The sequence below is a fragment of the Acidimicrobiia bacterium genome (genome assembly GCA_036271555.1).
Taxonomy (GTDB): Bacteria; Actinomycetota; Acidimicrobiia; order IMCC26256; family PALSA-610; genus DATBAK01.
In genome coordinates, this window is the sequence record DATBAK010000015.1 from 37,188 (window position 1) to 61,311 (window position 24,124).

The window sequence follows — 24,124 nt, forward strand, 5'->3', positions numbered from 1 at the left end:
GTCTCCGGGTTCGCAGGGGCTTCCGGGACGGACCCGGACGCAGAAAGAGCCGCTGACCTGCGGATCAGGTGTCCGCGGCGGCCGCTCGGCGCCCGTCGAGGATAGCAGTGACCTCCGCCGCAGCCCGACCCACGTCGTCGTTGACGACGACGGCGTCGAACCGCCCGGCCTGCTGCTCCTCGGCCGCGGCGGCCGCCAGCCGGCGCTCGATCTGCTCGGGGGTGTCCTGGCCCCGTTTCAGCAGCCGCTCCCGCTGGACCTCCCGAGACGGCGGCCGCACGAACACGAGCAGCGCGTCGGGATAGCGCTCCCGCACCGCGAGCGCGCCCTGCACGTCGATCTCGAGCAGCACGTCCTCGCCGTTGGCGAGGTGGTCGCGCACCGGTCCGTCGGGTGTCCCCTTCAGATCTCCGTACACGTCGAACCATTCGAGGAAGCCGCCGTCGTCGCGCAGCTTCTCGAACGCGTCGCGCGTCGTGAAGTGGTAGTCGACGCCGTCGACCTCACCGGGCCGCGCCGCGCGCGTCGTCCACGACACCGACCATCGCAACGACGGCACCGTCGCCTTGAGTCGCGCAACGATGCTGCCCTTGCCGACGCCGGACGGTCCGGCGAGCACCAGCAATGTTCCGCGTCGCATACGCATACGCGTGCGGCGCGCGCCGACGCGTCGCTAGACCTGACCGAACTTCTCGAGCAACGCGCGTCGCTGGTTCGCACCGAGCCCGCGCAGGCGACGACTCTCGGAGATCTCGAGCTCTTCCATCAGCTTGCGCGCGCGCACCTTGCCGACACCCGGCAACGACTCCAGCACACTCACGACCTTGAGCTTGGCGAGCATCTCGCTCTCCGGATCGGGCTTGTCGAGTTGCTCGAAGAGCTCCGTGAGGTTCAGGCCGCCCATCTTGAGCTTCTCCTTCACCTCCGCGCGCTGGCGCCGCGCGATGGCCGCCTTCTCGAGCGCCTGCTGACGTTGCTCCGGTGTGAGCGTGGGCGGGTTCGGCATCGGCGGCGTCCTTCGTGTTGCGGGCAGGGAAGTCGTTTGTGGCACCCGGTTTCGCGGTCTCCGGGCCACGATCGGCTGAGCATACAAGCCTCGCTCGACGCCACAACGAGAGCGCCCCTTGCAGAGGACGGGCGTTTGCGCTACACGCGATTCCTCAACGTTTCTCAGCTTCCGGACGACGCGAGCGCGGCCGCGACCTCGTCGTGCAGCCGTTGTGCGGCGGCGCGCGGGTCGGTGGCCGCGGTGACGGTCCGGCCGACGACGAGCACGTCGGCGCCCGCGGCCGCGACCGCGCCGGGCGTGCCGACGCGCGCCTGGTCGTCGACGTCGGAGCCGGCCATGCGCACGCCGGGGACGATCGTGACGAGCTGAGGCGCGCTCGCGCGCACACGCGCGAGCTCCTGCACCGAGCACACGACACCGCGACACTGCGCGTCGAGCGCGGCCTCCAGACGCGCGTCGAACGCCGACACGTCCGGATCACTCGTCAACACCGTGACCGCGATCGGCGTCGGTGCTTCGACGCCCGCTTCCGCGGCGCCTTCGACCATGCCCTGCACGCCCGCGCTGAGCATCTCGACACCACCGGCGGCGTGCAGGTTCAGGTACGCGAGCCCGAGCCGCCCGAGCACGCGCGCGGCGCGACCCACCGTCGTCGGGATGTCGTGCAGCTTCGCGTCGAGGAACACCTCGAAGCCGTCGGCGCGCAGCGCGCGCACCGCGTCGGGACCCGCGGCGCCGTACAGCTCGAGCCCGATCTTGGCGACGCCGATCCACGGCGCGAGCTCGCCCGCGACCCGGCGGGCGTGGTCGAGATCATCGACGTCGAGCGCGAGCGCCAACCGTCGGCGTACCTCGTCTGCCATCACACATCCTCCATCTTGGTCGTGCTCGCATGCGCTTCGCCGTTGCGCCGCGCACTCGTCCGGCCGGTTGCGATCACTCCGCTTCCATCTTGGTCGTGCTCGCATGCGCTTCGCCGTTGCGCCGCGCACTCGTCCGCTCGGTTGCGATCACTCCTCCAGCTTGCCGATCAGATCCGTGACCCGCTCGACGCCGCGCTTCGCGCACCAGCGCGTCAGCTCCTCGACGATGCGGCGCGGCGCGCGCGGGTCGGCGAAGGTCGCGGTGCCCACACCGACCGCGCTCGCCCCCGCGAGCAGCATCTCGACCGCCTCGACCCCGCGCGTCACACCGCCGGTGCCGATGATCGCGACGCCGGGGTACGCGCGGCTGACGTCGTGAACCGCGCGCAGCGCGATCGGGTGGATCGGCGGACCCGACAGCCCCCCACCACCGGCGCCGAGGCGCGCCCGCCGCGTGTCGGCGTCGACGACGAGGCCGAGAACCGTGTTCACGAGCGTCAGGCCGTCGGCACCCGCGTCGAGCGCGGCACCCGCGATCTCGCGCACGTCGGTGACGTTCGGCGAGAGCTTCGCGAAGATCGGGAACGCACCCGCGAGCGCCTCCCGCACCGCGGTGAGCGCGGCGGTCGTCGTCTCGGGCGCGTGGGCGAAGATGCGGCGCCGGTCCTCGAGGTTCGGACAGCTCAGGTTCACCTCGACCGCTTGGACGCGTGCGTCGCCGGCGAGCGCGCGCAACGGGGCCGCGGCCGCGGCGTACTCCTCGACCGTGCGGCCCCAGATCGACACGATCACACGGGCACCCCGCGCGAGCAGCGGCGGCAGATCCTGCGCGAGCCACGCGTCGATGCCGGGCCCGGCGAGGCCGACGGAGTTCAGCATGCCGCCGCCGGGCGCCTCGGTGACACGCAGGCCGTTGTTCCCGGGCCAGGGGAAGGCGGCGATCGACTTCACCGTCACCGCGCCGAGCTCACTCGGATCGCACAGCGCCGCGAGCTCGGCACCGTGGCCGAACGTGCCCGAGGCCGCGACGATCGGGTTCGCCAACGCGAGCGGCCCGACCTTGGTCGAGAGATCGGGGGTGACGCGGACCCTCACGTGCTCACACCTCGATCCCGCCAGAACGGACGGGTCGCTTCGCGACCCGTCCGACCGGGAGGCTGAGGCGTCGAGGACGGCGAAGCTTGCGAGCCCGACCTCATAGACCGAGGCCGAGTTGCCCGTCGCGGTGGTACTCCTGCAACGAGCGCGCCTCGGGCCGGCGCGCGACGCCCGCCGCGATCCCCTGCGCGGCCGCGAGCCCGGCGGCGACCGTCGTCACACACGCGACCCCGTGCTCGAGCGACGCGCGGCGGATGTGCGCGCCATCGGCGCGGGGACCCCGGCCGCGCGGCGTGTTGATCACGAGATCGACCTTGCCCGACGCGATGAGATCGACCGCGTCGACACCCACCGCCTCCCCCACCTTCGCGACGACCGTCGACACGGGCACGCCGTTCTGCTCGAGCATCTCCGCGGTGCCGGCGGTCGCGGCGATCGAGAAACCGAGCTCCGCGAAGCGGCGCGCCGCGAGCAGTCCCTGCCGTTTGTCGCGATCGGCGACCGACAGGAACAGCGTGCCGCCCTCGGGCAGCCGGTTGCCCGCCGCGGCCTGACTCTTCGCGAACGCGAGCCCGAACGAGCGGTCGATGCCCATCACCTCGCCGGTCGAGCGCATCTCCGGACCGAGCACCGCGTCGACCTGCGGGAAGCGTCCGAAGGGCAGCACCGCTTCCTTCACCGCGACGTGCCCACCCGCCGCGGGCTCGGGCAGCGCGCCCGATTCCCGCAGCTCCGCGAGCGACGCGCCGACCATGACCCGCGCCGCGATCTTCGCGAGCGGCACGCCGGTGGCCTTGCTGACGAACGGCACGGTACGGCTCGCGCGCGGGTTCGCCTCGATGATCCACACGTGCCCGTCGCGCACCGCGTACTGCACGTTGAGCAGGCCGACCACGTCGAGCGCGTCGGCGAGCGCGCGCGTGTGCGCCTCGATCGTCGCGAGCACGTCGGCGGCGAGCGTCGGCGGCGGGATCGCGCACGCGGAGTCGCCCGAGTGCACACCCGCTTCCTCGATGTGCTCCATGATCCCGCCGATGAGCACGGCGCCGGCGCGGTCGCGCAGCGCGTCGACGTCGACCTCGATCGCGTCTTCGAGGAAGCGGTCCACGAGCGCGGGGCGTTCCGCCGACAGCCCGCCCTCGCGACCGAGACTGCCCGTCGCCGCGAGCGCGCCCATCGCGCGCCGGAGCTCCGTGTCGTCGTAGACGATCTCCATCGCGCGGCCACCGAGCACGTACGACGGCCGCACCAGCACCGGGTAGCCGATGCCGTCGGCGATCGCGACCGCCTCGTCGGGCGTGAACGCGACGCCGCCGGGCGGCTGCGGGATATCGAGCCGCTCGCAGAGCTTGTTGAAGCGGTCGCGGTCCTCGGCGAGGTCGATCGACGCGGGGCTGGTGCCGAGCACGCGATGACCTGCGGCTTCGAGCAGACCCGAGAGCTTCAGCGGGGTCTGGCCGCCGAGGCTCACGATCACGCCCTCCACGCGGCCGTTCGCCGTCGCCGCGGTCGTGAGCGAGTCGCACACCGCGATCACGTCCTCGGCGGTGAGGGGCTCGAAGAAGAGCCGGTCGCTCGTGTCGTAGTCGGTCGACACGGTCTCGGGGTTGCAGTTCAACATCACGGTCTCGTAGCCGGCATCGGACAGCGCGAACGCCGCGTGCACGCAGCAGTAGTCGAACTCGACGCCTTGACCGATGCGGTTCGGACCGCTCCCGAGGATCACGACCGCGGGCCGGTCGAGCGGCGCGACCTCGTCCTCGTCCTCGTAGGTGCCGTAGTGGTACGGCGTGCGCGCCGCGAACTCGGCCGCGCAGGTGTCGACCGTCTTGTACGTGACCCGCACGCCGGCCTCCCGGCGCGCGTCGCGCACGGCGCTCTCGTCGACCCCCCACATGTACGCGAGCTGACCGTCGGAGAAGCCGAGCTGCTTCGCCTCGCGCCACGCGCGCGGGGTCATGCCGTCGAGACCGATGCGCGCGAACGACGCGCGCGCCTCGATGAGCTGCAGCATCTGCTCGAGAAACCACGGGTCGATGCCGGTGACCTCGTGCAGCCGCTCGATCGTCGTGCCGCGGCGGAGCGCGGTGCCGACCTGGAACAGCCGCTCCGGTGTCGGCGCGGCCGCGGCGCGCACGAGCTCCTCGAGCTCCATCGACTCGAGCGCGACCTCCGCGGGATCGCAGTTGAGCCCGAACCGACCGGTCTCGAGCGAGCGCAGCGCCTTCTGCAGCGACTCGGGAAACGTGCGGCCGATCGCCATCACCTCGCCGACCGACTGCATCATCGTGCCGAGCACCGGCGACGCGCCCGGCAGCTTCTCGAACGCCCAGCGCGGCACCTTCGTGACCACGTAGTCGATCGCGGGCTCGAAGCTCGCGGGCGTCTCGCGCGTGATGTCGTTGCGGACCTCGTCGAGCGTGTACCCGACGGCGAGCTTCGCCGCGATCTTCGCGATCGGGAACCCGGTCGCCTTGCTCGCGAGCGCGGAGCTGCGCGAGACACGCGGGTTCATCTCGATGACGATCATGTCGCCGTTCGCCGGATTCACCGCGAACTGGATGTTGGAGCCGCCGGTGTCGACGCCGATGCGGCGGATGCACGCGAACGCGGCGTCACGCATCGTCTGGTACTCGACGTCGGTGAGCGTCTGCGCGGGCGCGACCGTGATCGAGTCACCGGTGTGCACGCCCATTGCATCGACGTTCTCGATCGAGCAGACGACGACCACGTTGTCGGCGTGGTCGCGCATGACCTCGAGCTCGTACTCCTTCCAACCCTCCACCGACTGCTCGATGAGGATCTCGGACACCGGGCTCGTGGCGAGGCCGTGCTTCGCGATCGCCTCGAACTCCTCGGCGTCGTGCGCGATGCCGGTGCCGCCCCCGCCGAGGATGAACGACGGGCGCACGATGAGCGGGAAGCCGACGCGCTCGGCGACCTCGAGCGCTTCGTCGAGCGTGTACGCGATCCCCGACTCGGGCACCGACAGCCCGATCTCGATCATCGCGGTCTTGAACTGGCTGCGGTCCTCGGCGGTCTCGATCGCGTCGATGCGCGCGCCGATGAGCTCGACACCGAACTCCTCGAGCACACCCGCGTCGTGCAGCGCGACCGTGAGGTTCAGCGCGGTCTGACCGCCGAGCGTCGGGAGCAGCGCGTCGGGCCGTTCGATCTCGATGATCCGGCGCAAGGTCTCGACGTCGAGCGGCTCGACGTACGTCGCATCGGCGAACTCGGGGTCGGTCATGATCGTCGCGGGGTTCGAGTTCACGAGCACGACGCGGAAGCCTTCGTCGCGCAGCACGCGGCAGGCCTGGGTGCCGGAGTAGTCGAACTCGCAGGCCTGGCCGATGACGATCGGGCCGCTGCCGATGAGCAGGATCGTGTGCAGGTCGTCGCGACGGGGCATCAGCCGGCCCGCTCCATGAGGTCGAGGAACTCGCCGAAGAGGTAGCGCGCGTCGTGCGGACCGGGTCCGGCTTCGGGGTGGTACTGCACGGAGAAGCAGCGCCGGTCGGGCGTGGCGACGCCTTCGATGTCGCCGTCGTTGAGATTGAGGTGCGTGACGACCGTGCCTTCCGGGAGCGACGCGCCGTCGACCGCGTAGTTGTGGTTCTGGCTCGTGATCTCGACCTGGTCGTCGGCGACGCGTCGCACCGGATGGTTCGCGCCGTGATGCCCGAACGGCAGCTTGAACGTCCGCGCGCCGAGCGCGAGCGACATGATCTGGTGTCCGAGGCAGATGCCGAACACCGGCACCTCGCCGAGCAGTGCTCCGACCTGATCGATCGCGCCCTTCACGGCCGCGGGATCGCCGGGACCGTTCGAGAGGAACACGCCGTCGGGCTCGCGCCCGAGAACCGCTTCCGCGGTCGTGGACGCGGGGACGACCTCGACCTGGCACCCGGTGAGCACGAGCCGGCGCAGGATCGACGCCTTGATCCCGAAGTCGTACGCGACGACGGAGAACCGCGCGTCGGTCGGACCGACCACGTACGGCTGGCGCGTCGTCACCTCGTTCGCGAGGTCGCGGCCGTCGGTGCCACCGTCGGCGCGTGCGGCGCTGAGCAACGCCTCTTCGTCGGCGGTGCCGAACGCGCCCGGGATCGCACCGGCATCGCGGATGTGACGTGTGAGCCGGCGAGTGTCGATGCCCGCGATCGCGCTGACACCGTGGCGCGCGAGGTACGCGTCGAGCGAATCGGTCGCGCGCCAATTCGACGGCCGGCGCGCGAGGTCGCGCACGATGATCCCGCGCAGGAAGGGCGCGTCGTGCTCGTCGTCGTCGGCGTTCACGCCGTAGTTGCCGATGTGCGGATACGTGAACGTGACGATCTGGCCCGCGTACGACGGGTCGGTGATGATCTCCTGGTAGCCGGCCATCGCGGTGTTGAACACGACCTCGCCCGCGACGACACCGTCCGGCGGGCGCGCGCCCACGGCCCAACCTTCGAACACCTCGCCGTCGGCCAGCACCAGCTGCGCCGCTTCTCGAGCCATCTCTCGGGTCTACCTCTCCATCGTTCCGTCGATGACGACCGGTTCGCCACGGCAGATCGTGTGGCGTACCCGGCCGGTGAGCTTCCAGCCGTCGAACGGCGAGTTCCGCGAGCGGCTCGCGAGGCTCTGCGCGTCGACGATCCAGGTCGCCGACGGATCGATCACGCAGAGGTGCGCGGGGCGCCCGGCGACGATCGGGCCGCCGTGCTCGGCGAGGCCCGCGACGCGCGCGGGCTGCCACGACAACAGCGCGAGCACCGACGCGAGCGGCAGCTTGCCGGTCTCGACCAGTTGTGTGATCGCGACCGCGAGCGCGGTCTCCGTGCCGAGCATCCCGGGCGGCGCCTCTTCGAACGGCACCGCCTTCGTCTCCGGCGCGTGCGGCGCGTGGTCGGTCGCGATCGCGTCGATCGTGCCGTCGACCACTGCGGCGGTGAGCGCGTCGACGTCGGATTGCGCGCGCAGCGGCGGGTTCATCTTGAAGACCGGGTCGAACCCCGCGCACGCCGCGTCGGTGAGGGTGAGGTGCTGCGGCGACACCTCGGCGGTGACGCGCACACCGCGCGCCTTGGCGTCGCGCACGAGCGCGGCTGCGCCCGCGGTCGACATGTGCAGCACGTGGTATCGCGCGCCGGCGCGCTCGGCGAGCACGAGGTCGCGGGCCACGATGGTGATCTCGGCCTCCGCCGGACGACCGGGGATGCCGAGCCGGCTCGACCACTCCCCCTCGTGCATGTGGCCGCCGGCAACGAGCGCGGGATCTTCGGCGTGTTGCGCGATCACCGCGCCGGGCAGCGCGGTGCTGTACTCCAGCGCCCGCCGCATGACCGCCGCGTCCGCGACACAGTCGCCGTCGTCGGTGAACACGCGCACGCCGAGGTCGTGCATCTCGCCGAGCGGCGCAAGCTCCTTGCCTTGACGGCCGCGCGTGATGCAGCCCGCGACGTGCACGTCGCACGGCGCGAGCCGACCGCGCTCGAGCACGGCCTGGACGACCGCGGCGTCGTCGAGCGGCGGGTTCGTGTTCGGCATGCAGACGACCGCGGTGAACCCGCCGAGCGCAGCACCGCGCGCGCCGGTGTCGACCGTCTCGCTGTCCTCGCGGCCGGGTTCACGGAAGTGCACCTGGATGTCGACGAGGCCGGGCGCGACGACCGCGCCGTCGGCGTCGAGCATGGTCGCGCCGGCGGGCGCATCGAGCTTCGGGCCGACCTCGGCGATCATGCCGTCGCGCACGAGCACGTCGGCCGCGCGCTCGCCGCGCTCGTCGATCACCCGCCCGCCGCGGATGATCACCGCGCTCACGATCGCTCCCGCAAGAGCGCGCATGCGAAGCGAGCGGCGCGGCCTCGGTCGGTAGCTGAGGCGTCGAGGAGGGCGAGCTTGCGAGCCCGACCACAAGCACCGCTCGGTCCCGCCAGAACGGGCGGGTCGCAGAGCGGGCCGCCCGACTCGGTAGCTGAGGCGTCGAGGAGGGCGAGCTTGCGAGCCCGACCCGGAAACTCAGACAACAGGGCCTCCCGAGCCGAGGATGGAATAGAGCACGGCCATGCGGACTGCCACTCCGTTGGCGACCTGCTCGGTGACGAGCGAGCGCGCCGAGTCCGCAACCTCGTCGGCGATCTCGACGCCGCGGTTCATCGGGCCCGGGTGCATCACGAGCGTGTCGGGCTTGAGGCGCGCCGCGCGCGCGTCGGTGAGGCCCCAGCGGCTGCGGTACTCGCGCGTCGACGGGCACGCACCCGCGACGAGCCGCTCGTGCTGGATGCGCAGGAGATAGACGACGTCGGTCTGCTCGAGCACCGAGTCGAGATCGCTCGTCGCGACCGCCGGCCAACCCGCGAGCGACTCGGGCAACAGGGTCGGGGGCCCGACGAGCGTGACCTCACAGCCGAGCTCCGCCCACACGCGCGCCCCCGACCGCGCGACCCGCGAGTCGCGGATGTCGCCGACGATCGCGACCCGGCACCCGTCGAGCGACGGACCGCGATGGCGACGCAACGTGAACGCGTCGAGCAGCGCCTGGGTCGGGTGCTCATGGCGACCGTCGCCCGCGTTGATGACCGACGCGTCGACCGACCGCGCGAGGCACTGCGGCGCGCCCGCGCTGCCGTGGCGCACGACGATCGCGTCGACCCCCATCGACTCGATCGTGTGCACGGTGTCGAGCAGGCTCTCGCCTTTACGCACCGACGACGTCGACACGCTGAAGTTCATCGTGTCGGCCGAGAGCCGGCGCGCCGCGGTCTCGAACGAGATGCGGGTGCGCGTCGAGTCCTCGTAGAAGAGCGTGACGACGGTCTTGCCGCGCAGCGCGGGCACCTTCGGGATCTCGCGCTGCGTCACTTCGAGGAACGACTCCGAGAGATCGAGGACCTCCTCGATCCCGGCACGGCCCCCGAGGTCGTCGACTGCCAGCAGGTGCTTCACGCCGCCCCTCCTCCGTCGTCCGTCGGACCCCAGATCTCGACCGCGTCGGCGCCGCCGTCGATCTCCTCGAGCGCGACCCGAACGTCCTCGAGCGACTTGGTCGGCAGGTTCTTGCCGACGAAGTCGGCGCGGATCGGCAGCTCGCGGTGGCCCCGGTCGACGAGGACCGCGAGCTGGATGCTCCCGGGCCGGCCGAGGTCGATGAGCGCGTCGAGCGCGGCGCGGACGGTGCGGCCCGTATAGAGGACGTCGTCGACGAGCACGACGACCTTGCCCCGCACGTCGGGCACCTCGGTCGGACCGAGCGGCTGCACCGCGCGCAGGCCGATGTCGTCCCGGAAGAACGACGGGTCCAGCGTCCCGACGGGGACCTCGACGCCCTCGAGACGTTCGATCACCTGCGCGAGGCGACGGGCGAGCATCACGCCGCGCGTCCACATGCCGACGAGGACGACGTCGCGCGCGCCCTGGTTGCGCTCCACGATCTCGTGCGCGATGCGCGTGAGCGCCCGCCGCAGCGCCTCGGCGTCGAACACACCGGCCCGGAACGCAAGAACGCGACCCTCGCTCGGGGCCGCGTCGTCTTCGATCCTGAGCCCCTGCGGGGCCGCGTCTCGCGCCATGGTTTCCTTCCGTAGGGACCTCTCGGGATCCCGGTGACGGTAGCGACGACGGTACTACACGCCTGCCGCCCGGGGCGCGGATCGCGGGAGGTGCGGACGCTTCTGCGGGCGGGCCCGTGCGGTCGCACCGGCCAATGCCGACTCCGCTTCCGCGCGCGCCGCGGCGCCGATGCCGGCCTGCGAATACGCGTCGGCGTCGATCGCGGCGCCGACACCGGCGACCGTCGCGTCGCGCAGTAGATACGCGACGACGCGCGCGTACGCGGTCGCAGTCTCACTCCCGAGGCGGGCGCGACCGGCGCCTGCACCCAACCGGTCGAGCTGCTCGAGCAGGCGCGCGGCCCACGAGCGGTTGCGGCGCGCGCGCCCGGTCGAGGCGAGCCGGCGCAGCGCCTCCACCGCGCCGAGCACGAGACCGGCGAGGAGGACGAGGAACCCGAAGTCGACGAGGTGGTGACCGATCCAACCCCAGAGCGACTCGCTCGCCTTCGCGTCGCCGGCGAGCGCGACGTGTGCCGTCGGGTCGAAGGCCTGCCACCCGACTCCCGGGAAGTAGACCTCGGCCCACGCGTGCGCGTCCTTCGCGCGCACGACCCACTCGTTGGTGAGGCGGCTCGCCTCGCCGGGCACGAACCCGGTCGCCTCGCGCGCCGGGATGCCGAGCACGCGCAGCATCACGACGAGGCTGCTCGAGATCTGCTCGCACCAACCCTTCCGCACCTTGAAGAGGAAGTCGTCGACGACGTCGACGTTCGGCTTCGCGACCGGCGCGTTCAGCGAGTACTGGAGATGCGCGCCCATCCACGACTCGAGCGCGCGCACCTTGTCGAAGGTCGTCGGCGCGTCGCGCGTGATCCGCTCCGCGAGGAGACGTACGCGGTGCGTCGCGATCGGCGACTGCGCGTAGAGGTCGGCGATCGAGCTCGGGACGGATTGCGCGTCCGACGCGCGCAGCGTCGCCGCGGTCGCGTCTGGCACGCGGCTCACGACGCGGTAGCTCGAGCCCTGGCCCAACGGGTCGGCCGTGAACAGCGTCTGATCGGCGCGCTCGATCGGCACGCGCGGCACCTCGACCTGCACCGGCTCCGCGGCCGCGAACAGCACGCGGTCGTACGTGGCCTCGATGTGGAAGGTCTGCGACAATAGGCGGCCACTCGTCGTCGGCGGCACGCCGTCCGGACGCAGGACGGTCGCGACGTTGCCGAAGCTCTGCAGCGGCCCGGGATCGAGACCCGCGGTGGTCTGCGTCCACGCGCTGCCGTTCCAGTGGTCGAACGTCTGGCCCCGCCAGAACTCGGGCCGCGACGCGGTGACGGTCATCACGACGTCGTCGCCGAGGTGCGGTCGTTGCGTCGTGTCGAGCGAGCCACTCGGTTCGAGCACGGTGCCGCCGTCGCCGTTGCTCACGTACCGGGGCAGGTCGCCGCCGCCGATGCGCGGCGCAGGCCGGCGACCGAGCGCGGGGGCGAGCAGCGCCCCGACGATGAGCACGACGATCGCGAGGATCGACGTCGCGGCGAGCACGTCGCGTCCGAGCATCGGGACCGGCGAGCCGCCACTGAGGCGCGGGCGGTCGTCGAGATCGGCGCGATCGATGAGCACGAGCGCGACGAGCGTCGCAAACGCCCACACGCCGACGAGCAACAGCCCGGCGCCGGGGCGACGGACGTGACGGACGACGACGACACCGCCGAGCGCGAGGATCACCGCGGCCGTCGAGCGGGTCGGCAACGAAGGAAGCGCGAGGACGGCGAGCAGCGCGGCGACGATGCCGAGCGCCGCGCCCGCGTACGCGTTGTGCCCGGTGCCGCTGGCCGCGAGCGCGCCCGCGGTTCCGAGCGACGCCGCGCACGCGCCGGCGACCCAGCCCCACGTGGAGCGCGGCGACACGACCCGGCCGCTCATCGGCCGTCGATCCGGACGGCCGGCCACCCGATCGGCGGCTCGGGCGGCTCGCCGGGCACCACGCGCGCGAGCCGGCGCCCGAGCTCGAGCGGGCTCGTCACCGGCGCGACCACCGGACCGCCCTGCTCGCAGGTCAGCAACAGCACGTGCGCGCCGCCGCGGAGCGCGGCGCGGCCCAAACCCGCGGCGCGGCTCGCGGCCATCTCGGGTTCGAGCTCGGTGCCGCGACCATCGACCACGATCGCGACGCCGATGATCGCGGGCGGCTCGAGCTCGCGGATCGCGAGCGTGCCGAGGCGCGCGCTCGTGGGCCAGTGGACGAGACGCGCCGCGTCACCGGGCGCGTACGGCCGCACCGCGCGCACGGCGTCGCCGCCCGGCGCGCCCGGCGCGGCCGCGACCGAGAGTGCGGAGCCGGTCGGCAACGCCTGCGGCTCGTAGCGCATCGGCAGCGGACGGGGGCCGACGGTGACCGGCACCGGCAGCCGCGACCAGAGCGTGCGCCGGCGCAGGAAGATGCCGAGCGGACCACCGCCGCGTATCTCGACGCGCACGACTCTGAACACACCGCGGCGCGCGGCGATGTGCACGAGCTCGCCGCGACCCGGTGCGACCGTGCGTCGCCACTCCCCCGGCGGGTCGAGCAGGCGCACCTCGAGCCGGGAGACGCGCCCCGCCAAGGTGATCGGCAACGTGATGCGATCGCCGACGGTCGCGTCGCGCGGGCCCGTCACCGACACGTCGACGCGCCGCAACGCGAAGATCGGCCACACGATGCCGACGATGACGACCGCGAACGCGAACGCACCGACCGCGACCAGCCCGTCGTGCTCGCCCTGCGCACCCTGCGCGAGCGAGTAGACGCCGAGCAGCAGCATCCCGAGCCCGGCGGCGGTCATCTCGCCCGGTGGCCGGCGCTCCTCGACGACGCGCGGCGCGCGCGGAGATGTCGGTGTCGGTGTCGGCGCGGGCGCCGGACTCACGGACGCGGAACGGGCAACGCGTCGAGGACTTCGCGCACGGTCGCGGTACCCGCGGCGACGTCGACGCCGGCGCCGAACACGAGCCGGTGCGCGAGCACCGCGGGGGCCACCGCCTGCACGTCGTCGGGCACGACGTAGTGACGGCGGCAGATCGTCGCGTGCGCCTGTGCGGCGTGGAACATCGCGAGCGTCGCGCGCGGCGACGCGCCGAGCACGACGTCGGGGTGCGCGCGCACCGCGGCCGCGGCGTCGAGCACGTACTCGAGCACCGGTGGCGCGCAGTAGAGCTCGCGCACGCCCGCGATCACGACGCGCAACTCCATCGGCGTCGTGACCGCGTCGATCGACGGCAGCACGCTCGCGCCGCCCGCGCCGGTGAGGATCTCGCGCTCGGCGTCGCGACCGGGCAACCCCATCGTGAGCACGACACCGAAGCGGTCGAGCTGGCTCTCGGGCAGCGGGAACGTGCCGGTCGTGCCGAGCGGGTTCTGCGTCGCGATCATGAAGCAGGGATCGGGCAGCGCGTGGGTCGCGCCGTCGACGGTCACCTGGCGCTCTTCCATCGGCTCGAGCAGCGCGGCCTGCGTGCGCGGCGACGCGCGGTTGATCTCGTCGACGAGCACGACGTTCGCGAACACCGGGCCCGACCGGAAGTCCCAGTTGCCGGTCGCCGGCGAGTACACGGACGTCCCGGTGAGATCGGACGGCAAGAGGTCGGGTGTGCACTGCACGCGGCCGAACTTGCCGCCGATCGCGGCCGCGAGGCTCTTGCCGAGCAGCGTCTTTCCGGTGCCGGGCACGTCCTCGACGAGGAGGTGGCTGCCCGACAGGAGTGCGACGAGCGCGAGGCGCACCGCTTCGTCTTTGCCGCGCACCGCGGCCGAGACCGTCGTGAACAGGGCCGACGCGACGCGAAGCGCGGCGCGCGCGCCCTCGCCGTTGGCGACCGGGTGCAGGCCGACCGGCACCACCGCGCCGCCGAGCGCCGCGGCGTCGGCCGCGCCCGAGTCGCCGGCGGCCGCCGGGTCCCCGCGTTCGGCCGGGCTGCTCGGTGAGGTCTGCATGGCTGCCGCCATGCTACGGGCCATTCGACCGCCTCCGAGCAGCAGCGCGGGGCGCGGTTCCACAGGCTTGGCGGAATCGCGGGCAACGGTTCCCGCCTGAGCGCGCGAGCGGAGCGAGCGGCGCGGCCTCGACCGGCGCCTGAGGCGTCGAGGAGGGCGACGCTTGCGAGCCCGACTCAAGAAAGCAACGCGTCGATGAGCTCGCCTTGCAGCGCGGTGAGCGCGTGGTACAGCAGGAACGGCCCGCGCTGGGGGTCGTCGGCGTCGTAGTGCTCGAGCTCCGTCTCCTCTTTGATGTCGAGGGCGGTCCCGAGCGCGAGCCGGGCGTCGTTCAGCACACCGAGCCACTGGCCCTGGCGCTCCTCGTCGAGCTCGATCTCGAGCAGCCCCTTGCGATTCGGCTCGGCCGACCGCAACGAGTCCGTGAGCGCGGCGAGCGCGTCGAGGCGCGACCGCAGCAGGTCCGGGTGGACGAGCGCCTCCCACTGCGTCTCGGCGGTTTCCTCGGTGGGATCGAGGTAGGCCCGCGGGAAGAGGCGCTGCGCGACCGGGTCGTCCGCGTTCCCCTCTTCGAGCACCGTGCGGAGATCGGCCGCGATCGCGACCAGCGTCTCGGCCTCGATCGGCTCGAGCCGCACGACGATCCGCCCACCGCGGTCGCGGTGCACCCAGTGGTAGCGGGCCACGCCGCCCTACGAATCCTTCTGCATCGTCGCCCAGAGACCGTGGCCGTGGAGGCGCGCGACGTCGGCTTCGATCTTCTCGCGCGTCCCGCTCGACACGACCGCCTTGCCCTCCTGGTGCACCTGGAGCATGAGCCGCGTCGCCTTCTCGCGCGAATAGCCGAACAGCTTCTGGAACACGTACACGACGTACGACATCAGATTCACCGGGTCGTTCCACACGAGCGCGATCCACGGCACATCGGGAACGACGACTTCCTCGATGATCGGCTCGTCGACGCGTTGCGGAATCGTCGTCGCGCGCACCATCAGGTGGTCACACGCCGCGCAGCTGCTCGGCAATCCGTCCGAGCAAGCCGTTCACGAACCGTCCCGAGTCGCGCGTCGAGTACTGCTTGGCGAGCTCGACCGCCTCCGCGATCACCGCGGCGGCCGGCACTTCGCGGACCCAGCCGAGCTCGAACGTCGACAGCCGCAGCAACGTGCGGTCGACGACGGGCATGCGCTCGAGCGCCCAGTGCTCGGAGTACTTGCGCAGCAACGCGTCGATCTCGTCGCCGTGCTCGGCAACGCCTTCGACGAGGTAGCACGCGTAGTCGTCCGGCAACACGAGCTGTTCGCCGATGACGGCGCCCACGTCGATGCCGCGCATCTCGGCCTCGTACACCAGGCCGAGCGCCCGCTCCCTCGCTTCGCGTCGCGTCGGCACAGTGCGCTCAGGCGCGGGCGAGATAGTCACCCGTGCGGGTGTCGACCTTGATCTTCTCGCCGGTCTCGACGAAGAGTGGCACCTGCACGACGAGGCCCGTCTCGAGCGTCGCGGGCTTGCGCGCGCCCGACACGCGGTCGCCCTGGATGCCGGGCTCCGTCTCACTCACCTCGAGGACCACCGCCGCCGGCAGATCCACGCCGACGATCTCGCCGTTGTACATCGGCAGGACGACGCTGTCGCCTTCCTTCAGGTAGTTCACCGCGTCGCCGAGCGTGACCGGCGTGACGTGCATCTGGTCGTACGTCTCGTTGTCCATGAAGACGTACTCCTCCGCCTCTCGGTAGAGGAACTGCATGTCGCGCTTGTCGATGGTCGCGAGGCCGAGCTTCTCGTCGGCGCGGTAGGTGCGGTCGATCACCGCGCCGGTGCGCACGTTCTTGAGCTTCGTGCGCACGAACGCGCCGCCCTTGCCCGGCTTCACGTGCTGGAAGTCGACGACGGTCACGAGGCCTTCCGGCAGGTTCAGCGCCATGCCCGTCTTCAGGTCGTTCGTGGAGATGCTCACAGGACGAGATCCTTCGGGGTGTGCGTCAGGGGCCGCGAGCCCGTCGCGGTGACGACGACGGTGTCCTCGATGCGGACGCCGCCCACGCCCGGCAGGTACACACCGGGCTCGACGGTCACGACGTCGCCGACGAGCAAGGTACCAGCTGCCGATGCGGCCACACGCGGTGCTTCGTGGATCTCCAGGCCCACGCCGTGGCCGGTGCCGTGCGAGAACGCCTCGCCGTATCCGGCGTCGGAGATCACGTCGCGACACACCCGGTCGACGTCGACGCAACCCACGCCGGACGCGACCGCGTCGCGCCCTGCCTGCTGGCTCGCGAGCACGAGGTCGTAGAGCCGGCGGGCGTCGGCACCGGGATCGCCGACGCTCACGGTGCGCGTCATGTCGGAGCAGTAGCCGTCGACGATGCAACCGAAGTCGCACACGACCAGCTCACCGCGTTCGATCGGACGGTCCGACGGCCGCGAGTGCGGCATCGCGCCGTTGGGTCCCGCGGCGATGATCGGATCGAAGCTCATGTGCGTCGCGCCGCGCTCGCGCATCGCGAACTCGAGCGCGAGCGCGAACTCGCGCTCGGTCGGCCGGTCTGCGAGGCGCGGCAGCAGCGACACGAACGCGTCGTCGGCGATCGCGCACGCGGCCGCGATGCGATCGACCTCGCCGTCGTCCTTCACCCGCCGCAGCTCTTCGACGACCGCACCCGCGGGAACGAGGTCGATCGGCGCGAACGCGGCGGCGAGCTCGCGCTGCTGCGCCCACGTGACTCCGTTGTCCTCGAGCCCGAGGCGCCGGACGCCATTCGCGGCGTGGGCGAGCGCCGCGCGCTGCTCGGACGCGGTGATGCGGACCTCGACCTGCGCGTCGACGCCCGCGGCGGCGAGCTGCGTGCGCGACTGCTCGCCGTAGCGACCGTCGGTCACGAACGTCGCGCCCGACGGCAGCACGAGCAACAGCGCGGCCGAGCCGGTGAAGCCCGTGAGATAGCGGATGTTGGGCAGGCGCGTCACGAGGAGCGCGTCGACCTCCAGCTCGCCGAAGTGCTCGCGCAGGCGGTCGATTCGGCCCGCGGTCTGCAACGGCGCGAGGCCAGTCGTCATCGTCACGACGTCTCCTCCAGTTTCTCGGCGACCGCGCGGATCGCGAGGCGGTAGCCCGCGCCGCCGAAGCCGGCGATCGTGCCGGTGGCGACGGGGGCGATCACGCTCGTGTGCCTCCAGGGCTCGCGTGCGTGCGGGTTCGACAGGTGCAGCTCGACGACGACGCCCTCGTATGCCGCGAGCGCGTCGGCGAGCGCGTACGCGTAGTGCGTGAACGCGCCGGGGTTGAACACGATCGCCGCGCAGCGGCCGCGCGCGCCGTGGATCGCGTCGATGAGCTCGCCCTCGTGGTTCGACTGTGCGTGCTCGACGTCGTGGCCGTAGGCCTTCGCCTCGATGCGCGCGTCCTCGACGAGCTCCGCGAGCGTCGTCGTGCCGTACACCTCGGGCTCGCGATCGCCGAGCAGGTTCAGGTTCGGACCGCTCAACAGGAGAATCGTGCTCATGTCAGTCCCACCTGCGCGAGGGCCTTGGCCACGGCCGTGGGGTCGGGATCGTCGACGCGTTCGATGCCGTGCGGCCCGGGCAGCATGAACGTGAGTCCTCCATCGGCCTTCTTGTCCCGGCGCATGAGCGTGAGCACGTCATCGACGGACACGTTGAGACCGAGCGCCTCGGTCGGCAGGCCATAGTGCTGCAACAGGTCCACGGTCAGGTCGACCTTCGACGCGTCGACCCGCTCGAGCACCGACGCGAGACGCACCGCGAACACCATGCCGATCGCGACCGCCTCACCGTGCAGCAGCACATGGCCGCCCGCAGTCTCGAGCGCGTGGCCGAGCGTGTGGCCATAGTTGAGGACGGCGCGCTCGCCCGTCTGCTCCAGCTCGTCGCGAGCGACGACGCGCGCCTTGTCGGTCGCGCACTGCGCGACGACGTCTCCGAGCACATCGGGATCGCGTTTCAGAATCTCGGCGCGGCTGCCGTCGAGCACCGACAGCAGCTCGACGTCGTCGCTCAGGGCGTATTTGACGACCTCCGCGAGGCCGCAGCGGAACTCACGCTCGGGGAGCGTCGCGAGAACCGTGGGATCCGCGAGCACCGCGAGGGGCTGATGGAACGCACCGACGAGGTTCTTGCCCTCGGGCAGGTTGACGCCGGTCTTGCCGCCGATCGACGCGTCGACCATCGCGAGCAACGACGTCGGCACGTGCACGACTGCGATCCCGCGCGCGTACGACGCCGCGAGGAAGCCCGCGACATCGCCGACGATGCCGCCGCCGACCGCCACGACCGCGTCGCCGCGCAGCAGGCCCCAGGCCGCGCACGCGCTCGCGAGCTCGGCGATCGTCGCGAGCGTCTTGTGCTCCTCGCCGTCGCCGATCGTGAGCGCGGTGTGCACGATGCCCGCCGCATCCAGCGCGGCTTCGACGCGTGCCGCGTGGGCGCGGATCGCGTCCTGCGTGACGACCACCGCGCGCTTGCGACCTGCGAGCACGGCGCTCAGCTCGGCGATCGCGCCCTCGCCGACGACGACGTCGTACGAGCGCGCGCCGAGCTCGACCGGCACGCGCCTCACGACGCGCGCTCCACGGTCGCCGCGAACGCGGCGAGCACCGCGTCGGCTGATTCTGCGAGCGAGAGGCCGCCGGTGTCGACGGTCGCGTGCGCGGCGGCTTCGTAGGCGGGCCGGCGCAGCGCGTCGAGCCGGCGCAGCGTTCCCTGCTTGTCTCCCGCGAGCAGCGGGCGGGTCCGGCCGTCGCCGACGTGGCGCACGAGCTGCTCGACGGGCGCGTGCAACCACACGACGAATCCCGCGCCGCGCAAGCGGTGTCGATTGTCGGCGTCGAGCACCGCGCCCCCGCCGACCGCGATGACCGCGGGCACGGGCGATGCGCACGCGTCGGCCACCGCGGTGCGCTCCAACGCACGGAATGCGGCCTCGCCGTCGCGCGAGAAGATCTGCGCCACCGACGCACCGCCGACCGTGGCCACGATCTCGTCGGTGTCGACGAACGCGCGGTCGAGTTGGTTCGCGCACCGCTTTCCCACCGTCGACTTCCCTGCGCCCATCATGCCGACGAGCACGAGGTGCCGCGCTCGCTCCTCGCTCACGACCGACTCACGACAGGTTCGCGATGTAGTGCGCGTGGTTCGCGAGCAACTCGGGTACCGAGTCGCCACCGAACTTGCGCAGCGCCTCGGACGCGAGCACGAGCGCGACCATCGTCTCTGCGACGACGCCCGCGGCGGGCACCGCGGTGACGTCGGTCCGCTCCTTGAACGAGACCGTCGCTTCCTTCGTCTCGACATCCACGGTCTTCAGCGTCGGTCGGTTCAACGTCGCGAGCGGCTTCATCGCGACCCGCGCGATCACCGGCGCGCCGGTCGTCATGCCGCCCTCGACCCCGCCCGCGCGATGCGACTCGCGCTGGTAGCCCTCGGCCTCGTTCCACGTGATCGCGTCGTGCGCTTCGCTGCCTCGACGTTGCGCGACTTCGAAGCCGTCGCCGATCTCGACCGCCTTCATCGCCTGGATGCTCATCAGCGCGCCCGCGAGCAAGCCGTCGATGCGGCGGTCGTAGTGCACGTGCGAACCGAGCCCCGGCGGGACGCCGTAGCCGACGACCTCGACTACACCACCGAGCGAGTCGCCGTCGCGCGCCGCGGCCTTGATCGCGTCGATCATCGCGGCCTCGGTCGCGGGATCGAAGCACCGCACCTCGGACGCGTCGACCTGTTCGAGATCGCCCGGCTTCGGTCGCACGTCGGCCGCGACACGCACACCACCGAGCTCGACGACGTGTGACAGCACGTCGATGCCCATCTGCGTGAGCAGAAGCTTCGCGAGCGCACCCGCCGCGACGCGCGCCGCGGTCTCGCGCGCGCTGGCGCGCTCGAGCACGTCGCGCGCGTCGCGGAAGCCGTACTTCTGCATGCCCGCGAGATCGGCGTGGCCCGGGCGCGGCTGCGTCAACGGCTTCTCGGTCGCGCCGGGCGCGGCCGACATCTCGTCGTTCCACTTCCCCGTGGCCCACTCCGAGTTGTGGATCTCGATCGCGACCGGCGAGCCGAGCGTGCGGCCGTGACGGACACCGCCGAGGAACTCGAGCTCGTCGCGCTCGAAGCGCATGCGCGGGCCGCGGCCGTAGCCGAGGCGCCGGCGCGCGAGCTCGGCGCCGATGTCGTCGATGAGGACGGGGAGGCCCGCGGGCAGGCCCTCGACGATGACCACCAGGGCCGGCCCGTGGGATTCACCCGCGGTCAAAAAGCGGAGCACGAGGTTCCTCTGCGCCTGCGGTGGAGAGCCCAGCCTACTTGATGACTTCTTCGCCCTCGCAGAGCTTGAAGGGCGAGTCACCGAACAGGAATTGGCCGCACTGACCGCTCAGGCTGACGACGCGATAGCTCGTCGCGAAGACGGATCCGACGCCGACCGTGTACACGGTCGAGCCGACCTGCACCTTGGCCTGGCTCGCGCCGCCGGCCGCGGGGAACACGTCGAGCAGCGCGACGGACGTGCCGGGCGAGGGGTTCACGCTCGGCGTCGTGGTGGTCGAGGTCGACGCGCCCGTCGGCGTGGTGCCACCGCCCGGTGTCGTCCCGGGCGTGGTGCCACCGCCCGGTGTCGTCGACGGCGTGGTCGAGGGCGTCGTGTCGGGCGGGGTCACGATGATCACGGGCTCGAACGGATTCTTCGTCGCGAACACGTCGAACGTCGCGGGCGGGCTCGTCGATCGCGACGCCTCGCTCGTCGGCGTCGTCTCGTCGGTGGAGCCGGTCAACCCGGTTCCCGGCTGTTCGGTCCGCGTCGACGACGCATTGTTCGAGCTGCCACCGCCGCCGTTGAACACGGTGAACTTCAACAGCGCACCGACAACGAGCACTCCTGCGATCGACAACAGCACGATCAGTCGGCGCCGTTCTCCGGTGTTCATCACTGCACCTGCGCAGTCGTCGAGGTCTCGCCGCTCGAGCTGCCGCTCGCCGGTGGCGTCGAAGGACTCACTGTCGAACCGGTCGGCGTCGAACCCGCGGGCGCGGGCGGCGCCGCGCGCGTGAACATGCGCGCCGTGAGCGTGACCGAGAGCACGGGCGGCCCCGACGCGGTGGCGGTCGCCGTCGACGAGATGCTGATGCCGTCGACGACGACGAGGCGCCCCATGTCCTCGAGCCGGTTGAGGTAGTCGAGCACCTGGAAGAAGCCGCCCTTGATCTGGATGCTCAGCGGGATGACCGAGACGTCGCTCGTCGTGCCCGCCTGCGCGACCGATGGCGACACCGACAGCCAGTCGATGCCCGACGTGTCGGCGATCTGGTTCGCCGAGAGGATGAAGCCGTCGAGGTCGGGCGACGCGGGCACGGCCGCGCTGAGCTTGTCGAGCTCCGCGGCGATCGCAGGCCCGTTGCGGCTGATGTCCTGCAGCCGCGTGAGCGTCGCCTGCAACGACGCGCCGAGCTGCTGTGCCGTCTGCGTGTCCGCCTTCGCGTGCTTCAGCGATCGGCCCTTCGGCGCGAAGATCAGCAGGTTCCAGATCATCGCGACGACGATCGTGGCGAGCACTCCGAGGATGACCGCGCGCGACTTCATCGCTTCGTGTCCTCGGTGTAGTGCTCGAGCCGGTTCGAGCGCGCCGACGGCGTGAGGTTCGCGGTCGACGAGAAGTTCACGACGTTCTGGTCACCGAGCTTCGCCTCGCTGATGTTCGGCACCCAGAGGTCCGACAGCGACGGCAGCTCCGAGATCATCTTGAGCCACGCCGCGACCGCGGGGTAGTCGGTGCCGACCGCGCTGAAGTTCACGGTGCCGCTGAGATCGCTCGCCGTCACCGCAGGAGCCGTCGTCGGGGTCGTGACCGGACGGCCTGACCCCGTCGTCGTCGACGACGCGGTCGCGGGCGGAGTCGACGGCGTCACGGCCGTCGCCGGCGTCACCGTGCCCTGGAAGCTGGTGAGCCACACGTCGTTCGGGATCGTGCGCGCGATGTCCTGCAGCATCCGGCTCCACGACACGTCGGTCGACAGCAGTCCGGTGATCTGCGCCTGCAGCGCGTCGAGCTGCGACTGCTTCGCCTGCGCGTCGGCGAGCTGACCGATCTTGGTCTGCAGCTCGAGATTGTGCGCTTGCTGCTCGGCGAGCAGATGGTGCTCGTGCGAGATCGAGTGCTGACGCGCGATCGTCGGGATCGCGAGCAGCACGACGAGGCCCGCGAGCCCCGCGGCGGTCATCGCGACGGCGCGCGTGCGCGCGTTCGTTCCCCGCGTGCCGTGCGGCAGCAGGTCGATCGCGGCGCCGGTCGGACCCGCGGGCAGGGCGAGACCGACGGCGACCGGAAGGTACGGGTCGAGGCGAGGCAGCTCGGCTTCGTCGAAGCCGATGTCGCCGACGGTGAGCTGCGCGCGCGGTTCGGCCATCTGCACCGGCAGGCCGACGAGCGTCGAGAGGCGGTCGACGAGGCCGGGCAGCAGCGCGCCACCGCCGGTCGTGACGACGCGCAGCAGCCGCGCGGCACCGGGCTGGTTGCGGTAGTAGTCGAGCGACGAGCGCACCTCGTCGAGCACGGCGGCGAGCGGGCGCTCGAGCGCGAGGCGGGCGCGCGCGACGACGTCGTCGGACACGTTGCCGACCTGGCGCTTGACCGACTCCGCCGTCTCGAACGGCAGCTCGAGACCGGCCGAGACCGCGTCGGTCAGCTCGCGACCACCGCTGCCGAGCACGCGCACGAAGCGCGGGATGCCGTTCTCGTGCACGACGACGCACGTGACGCCACCGCCGAACGAGACGATGCCCTCGGCTCCGGAACCGTTGTCACTGACCGCGTGACCGAGCGCGCGAATGAGCGCGAGCGGAACCAGGTCGACCGACTCGACTCCGAGGCCCGCGCCCTCGACCGCATCGACGAGTCGCGTGACGGTGGCCGAGTGCGCGGCCGCGAGCAGCACCTGCATCACGGACTCGCCGGCGTCGTTCTCGACGGTCCCGAGGATCGCGAAGTCGATGACGGCCTCGTCGAGCGGGATCGGGATGAGCTCTTGAGCCTGGAAGCGCAGCGCGCCCGCGAGCTCCTCGCGGGTCATCACCGGCATCTCGACCTGGCGCACGATGAGGCGCGGGCTCGCGAGGCCGACGCGCACGCGGGCGCGGCGCAGGCCGAGCTCGGTGCGCAGCCGCGCGATCGCGGAGGTGACGCCTTCGGGGTCGACGATCTCGCCTTCGCGCATGACGTCGCGAGCGAGCGCGACCTGACCGAACGCGACGAGGCGCGGCGGTGTCCCCGGCACGACCTCGGCGACCGTGACCGCGTTGGTGCCGACGTCGAGGCCGATCACGCCGCGGGCCACGAGTCACCTCCCCGCACGGTCTGCGAGTCGAGGTAGGCGTTCAACTCGTGCTCGCGGATGCGGAAGTGCTTGCCGACTCGGATCGCGGGCAGATCACCGGCTCGGATGAGTCGGTACACGGTCATGTTCGACACCCGCATGGTGTCGGCGACCTCACGAACCGTCAGCAGGCGATGCTCACCAACCACGTAGCCCTCACGTGTCACATCAGTCACAGTAAGTCTCAAAAATCACGATCGTCAATCAGAGCCTCACCTTGAGACATTGTGCTCTTTAGACCTCAACTTCACCGTGAGTGAATGAC

General features: G+C 71.7%; 25 protein-coding genes. All 25 read right to left on the minus strand.

Translation table 11 applies throughout. The features are described from left to right. Nucleotides 1-64 precede the first annotated feature (64 nt). On the minus strand, nt 65-619 hold the full coding sequence (gmk, locus tag VH914_05380) for a guanylate kinase (protein HEX4490622.1): 555 nt from the start codon (nt 617-619) through the stop codon (nt 65-67). 54 nt (nt 620-673) lie between these two features. Beyond that, entirely contained in the window at nt 674-1,006 is a 333-nt protein-coding gene (gene mihF / locus VH914_05385; protein HEX4490623.1) for an integration host factor, actinobacterial type, read from the minus strand. Between the two features lie 164 nt (nt 1,007-1,170). Next, the gene (gene pyrF / locus VH914_05390; GenBank protein ID HEX4490624.1) at nt 1,171-1,872 is read right to left on the minus strand and encodes an orotidine-5'-phosphate decarboxylase; all 702 of its coding nucleotides are present in this window, start codon (nt 1,870-1,872) and stop codon (nt 1,171-1,173) included. 147 nt (nt 1,873-2,019) lie between these two features. Then, nucleotides 2,020-2,967 carry a dihydroorotate dehydrogenase gene (locus VH914_05395; GenBank protein HEX4490625.1) on the minus strand — a complete coding sequence of 316 codons (948 nt, stop codon included), beginning with the start codon at nt 2,965-2,967 and terminating at the stop codon, nt 2,020-2,022. A 100-nt stretch (nt 2,968-3,067) separates the two neighbouring features. After that, a complete protein-coding gene (gene carB / locus VH914_05400) occupies nt 3,068-6,382 on the minus strand; it encodes a carbamoyl-phosphate synthase large subunit (GenBank protein HEX4490626.1) in 3,315 nt (1,104 codons plus the stop codon). Continuing rightward, nucleotides 6,382-7,473 (minus strand): glutamine-hydrolyzing carbamoyl-phosphate synthase small subunit, encoded by a 1,092-nt coding sequence (gene carA / locus VH914_05405; protein HEX4490627.1) that lies wholly within the window; start codon nt 7,471-7,473, stop codon nt 6,382-6,384. Before carA ends, carB begins: the two co-directional genes overlap by 1 nt. Before the next feature lie 9 nt (nt 7,474-7,482). Beyond that, nucleotides 7,483-8,778: a dihydroorotase gene (locus VH914_05410; protein HEX4490628.1), complete on the minus strand. Its 1,296-nt coding sequence runs from the start codon at nt 8,776-8,778 to the stop codon at nt 7,483-7,485. 198 nt (nt 8,779-8,976) lie between these two features. Continuing rightward, nucleotides 8,977-9,903, minus strand: a complete 927-nt coding sequence (locus tag VH914_05415; GenBank protein HEX4490629.1) for an aspartate carbamoyltransferase catalytic subunit — start codon at nt 9,901-9,903, stop codon at nt 8,977-8,979. Beyond that, nucleotides 9,900-10,526 carry a bifunctional pyr operon transcriptional regulator/uracil phosphoribosyltransferase PyrR gene (pyrR, locus tag VH914_05420; GenBank protein ID HEX4490630.1) on the minus strand — a complete coding sequence of 209 codons (627 nt, stop codon included), beginning with the start codon at nt 10,524-10,526 and terminating at the stop codon, nt 9,900-9,902. Before pyrR ends, VH914_05415 begins: the two co-directional genes overlap by 4 nt. A 54-nt stretch (nt 10,527-10,580) precedes the next feature. Continuing rightward, nucleotides 10,581-12,431, minus strand: coding sequence for a DUF3488 and transglutaminase-like domain-containing protein (locus tag VH914_05425; protein ID HEX4490631.1), 1,851 nt, complete (start codon nt 12,429-12,431; stop codon nt 10,581-10,583). Then, a complete protein-coding gene (locus tag VH914_05430) occupies nt 12,428-13,414 on the minus strand; it encodes a DUF58 domain-containing protein (GenBank protein HEX4490632.1) in 987 nt (328 codons plus the stop codon). Before VH914_05430 ends, VH914_05425 begins: the two co-directional genes overlap by 4 nt. Continuing rightward, nucleotides 13,411-14,478, minus strand: a complete 1,068-nt coding sequence (locus VH914_05435) for a MoxR family ATPase (GenBank protein ID HEX4490633.1) — start codon at nt 14,476-14,478, stop codon at nt 13,411-13,413. The genes VH914_05430 and VH914_05435 overlap by 4 nt, the downstream gene beginning before the upstream one ends. Before the next feature lie 176 nt (nt 14,479-14,654). Further along, nucleotides 14,655-15,164: a DUF2017 family protein gene (locus VH914_05440; protein HEX4490634.1), complete on the minus strand. Its 510-nt coding sequence runs from the start codon at nt 15,162-15,164 to the stop codon at nt 14,655-14,657. 6 nt (nt 15,165-15,170) lie between these two features. Next, nucleotides 15,171-15,470, minus strand: coding sequence for an ATP-dependent Clp protease adapter ClpS (clpS, locus tag VH914_05445; protein HEX4490635.1), 300 nt, complete (start codon nt 15,468-15,470; stop codon nt 15,171-15,173). Between the two features lie 7 nt (nt 15,471-15,477). Then, nucleotides 15,478-15,870 (minus strand): transcription antitermination factor NusB, encoded by a 393-nt coding sequence (gene nusB / locus VH914_05450; protein HEX4490636.1) that lies wholly within the window; start codon nt 15,868-15,870, stop codon nt 15,478-15,480. 7 nt (nt 15,871-15,877) lie between these two features. Next, nucleotides 15,878-16,405 carry an elongation factor P gene (gene efp / locus VH914_05455; GenBank protein HEX4490637.1) on the minus strand — a complete coding sequence of 176 codons (528 nt, stop codon included), beginning with the start codon at nt 16,403-16,405 and terminating at the stop codon, nt 15,878-15,880. 29 nt (nt 16,406-16,434) lie between these two features. Next, the gene (locus tag VH914_05460; GenBank protein ID HEX4490638.1) at nt 16,435-17,538 is read right to left on the minus strand and encodes a Xaa-Pro peptidase family protein; all 1,104 of its coding nucleotides are present in this window, start codon (nt 17,536-17,538) and stop codon (nt 16,435-16,437) included. Nucleotides 17,539-17,540: 2 nt separating this feature from the next. Continuing rightward, nucleotides 17,541-17,984 carry a type II 3-dehydroquinate dehydratase gene (gene aroQ / locus VH914_05465; GenBank protein ID HEX4490639.1) on the minus strand — a complete coding sequence of 148 codons (444 nt, stop codon included), beginning with the start codon at nt 17,982-17,984 and terminating at the stop codon, nt 17,541-17,543. Continuing rightward, nucleotides 17,981-19,057, minus strand: coding sequence for a 3-dehydroquinate synthase (gene aroB / locus VH914_05470; protein ID HEX4490640.1), 1,077 nt, complete (start codon nt 19,055-19,057; stop codon nt 17,981-17,983). The genes aroQ and aroB overlap by 4 nt, the downstream gene beginning before the upstream one ends. After that, on the minus strand, nt 19,054-19,593 hold the full coding sequence (locus VH914_05475) for a shikimate kinase (protein ID HEX4490641.1): 540 nt from the start codon (nt 19,591-19,593) through the stop codon (nt 19,054-19,056). The genes aroB and VH914_05475 overlap by 4 nt, the downstream gene beginning before the upstream one ends. Nucleotides 19,594-19,600: 7 nt before the next feature. Then, nucleotides 19,601-20,758, minus strand: coding sequence for a chorismate synthase (aroC, locus tag VH914_05480; GenBank protein HEX4490642.1), 1,158 nt, complete (start codon nt 20,756-20,758; stop codon nt 19,601-19,603). A gap of 34 nt (nt 20,759-20,792) precedes the next feature. Further along, nucleotides 20,793-21,416, minus strand: a complete 624-nt coding sequence (locus VH914_05485) for a hypothetical protein (GenBank protein HEX4490643.1) — start codon at nt 21,414-21,416, stop codon at nt 20,793-20,795. Next, a complete protein-coding gene (gene pilO / locus VH914_05490) occupies nt 21,416-22,069 on the minus strand; it encodes a type 4a pilus biogenesis protein PilO (GenBank protein HEX4490644.1) in 654 nt (217 codons plus the stop codon). The genes VH914_05485 and pilO overlap by 1 nt, the downstream gene beginning before the upstream one ends. Continuing rightward, a complete protein-coding gene (gene pilM, locus VH914_05495) occupies nt 22,066-23,820 on the minus strand; it encodes a type IV pilus assembly protein PilM (protein HEX4490645.1) in 1,755 nt (584 codons plus the stop codon). The genes pilO and pilM overlap by 4 nt, the downstream gene beginning before the upstream one ends. Beyond that, nucleotides 23,805-24,026, minus strand: a complete 222-nt coding sequence (locus tag VH914_05500) for a helix-turn-helix domain-containing protein (GenBank protein ID HEX4490646.1) — start codon at nt 24,024-24,026, stop codon at nt 23,805-23,807. Before VH914_05500 ends, pilM begins: the two co-directional genes overlap by 16 nt. Between the last annotated feature and the right edge of the window lie 98 nt (nt 24,027-24,124).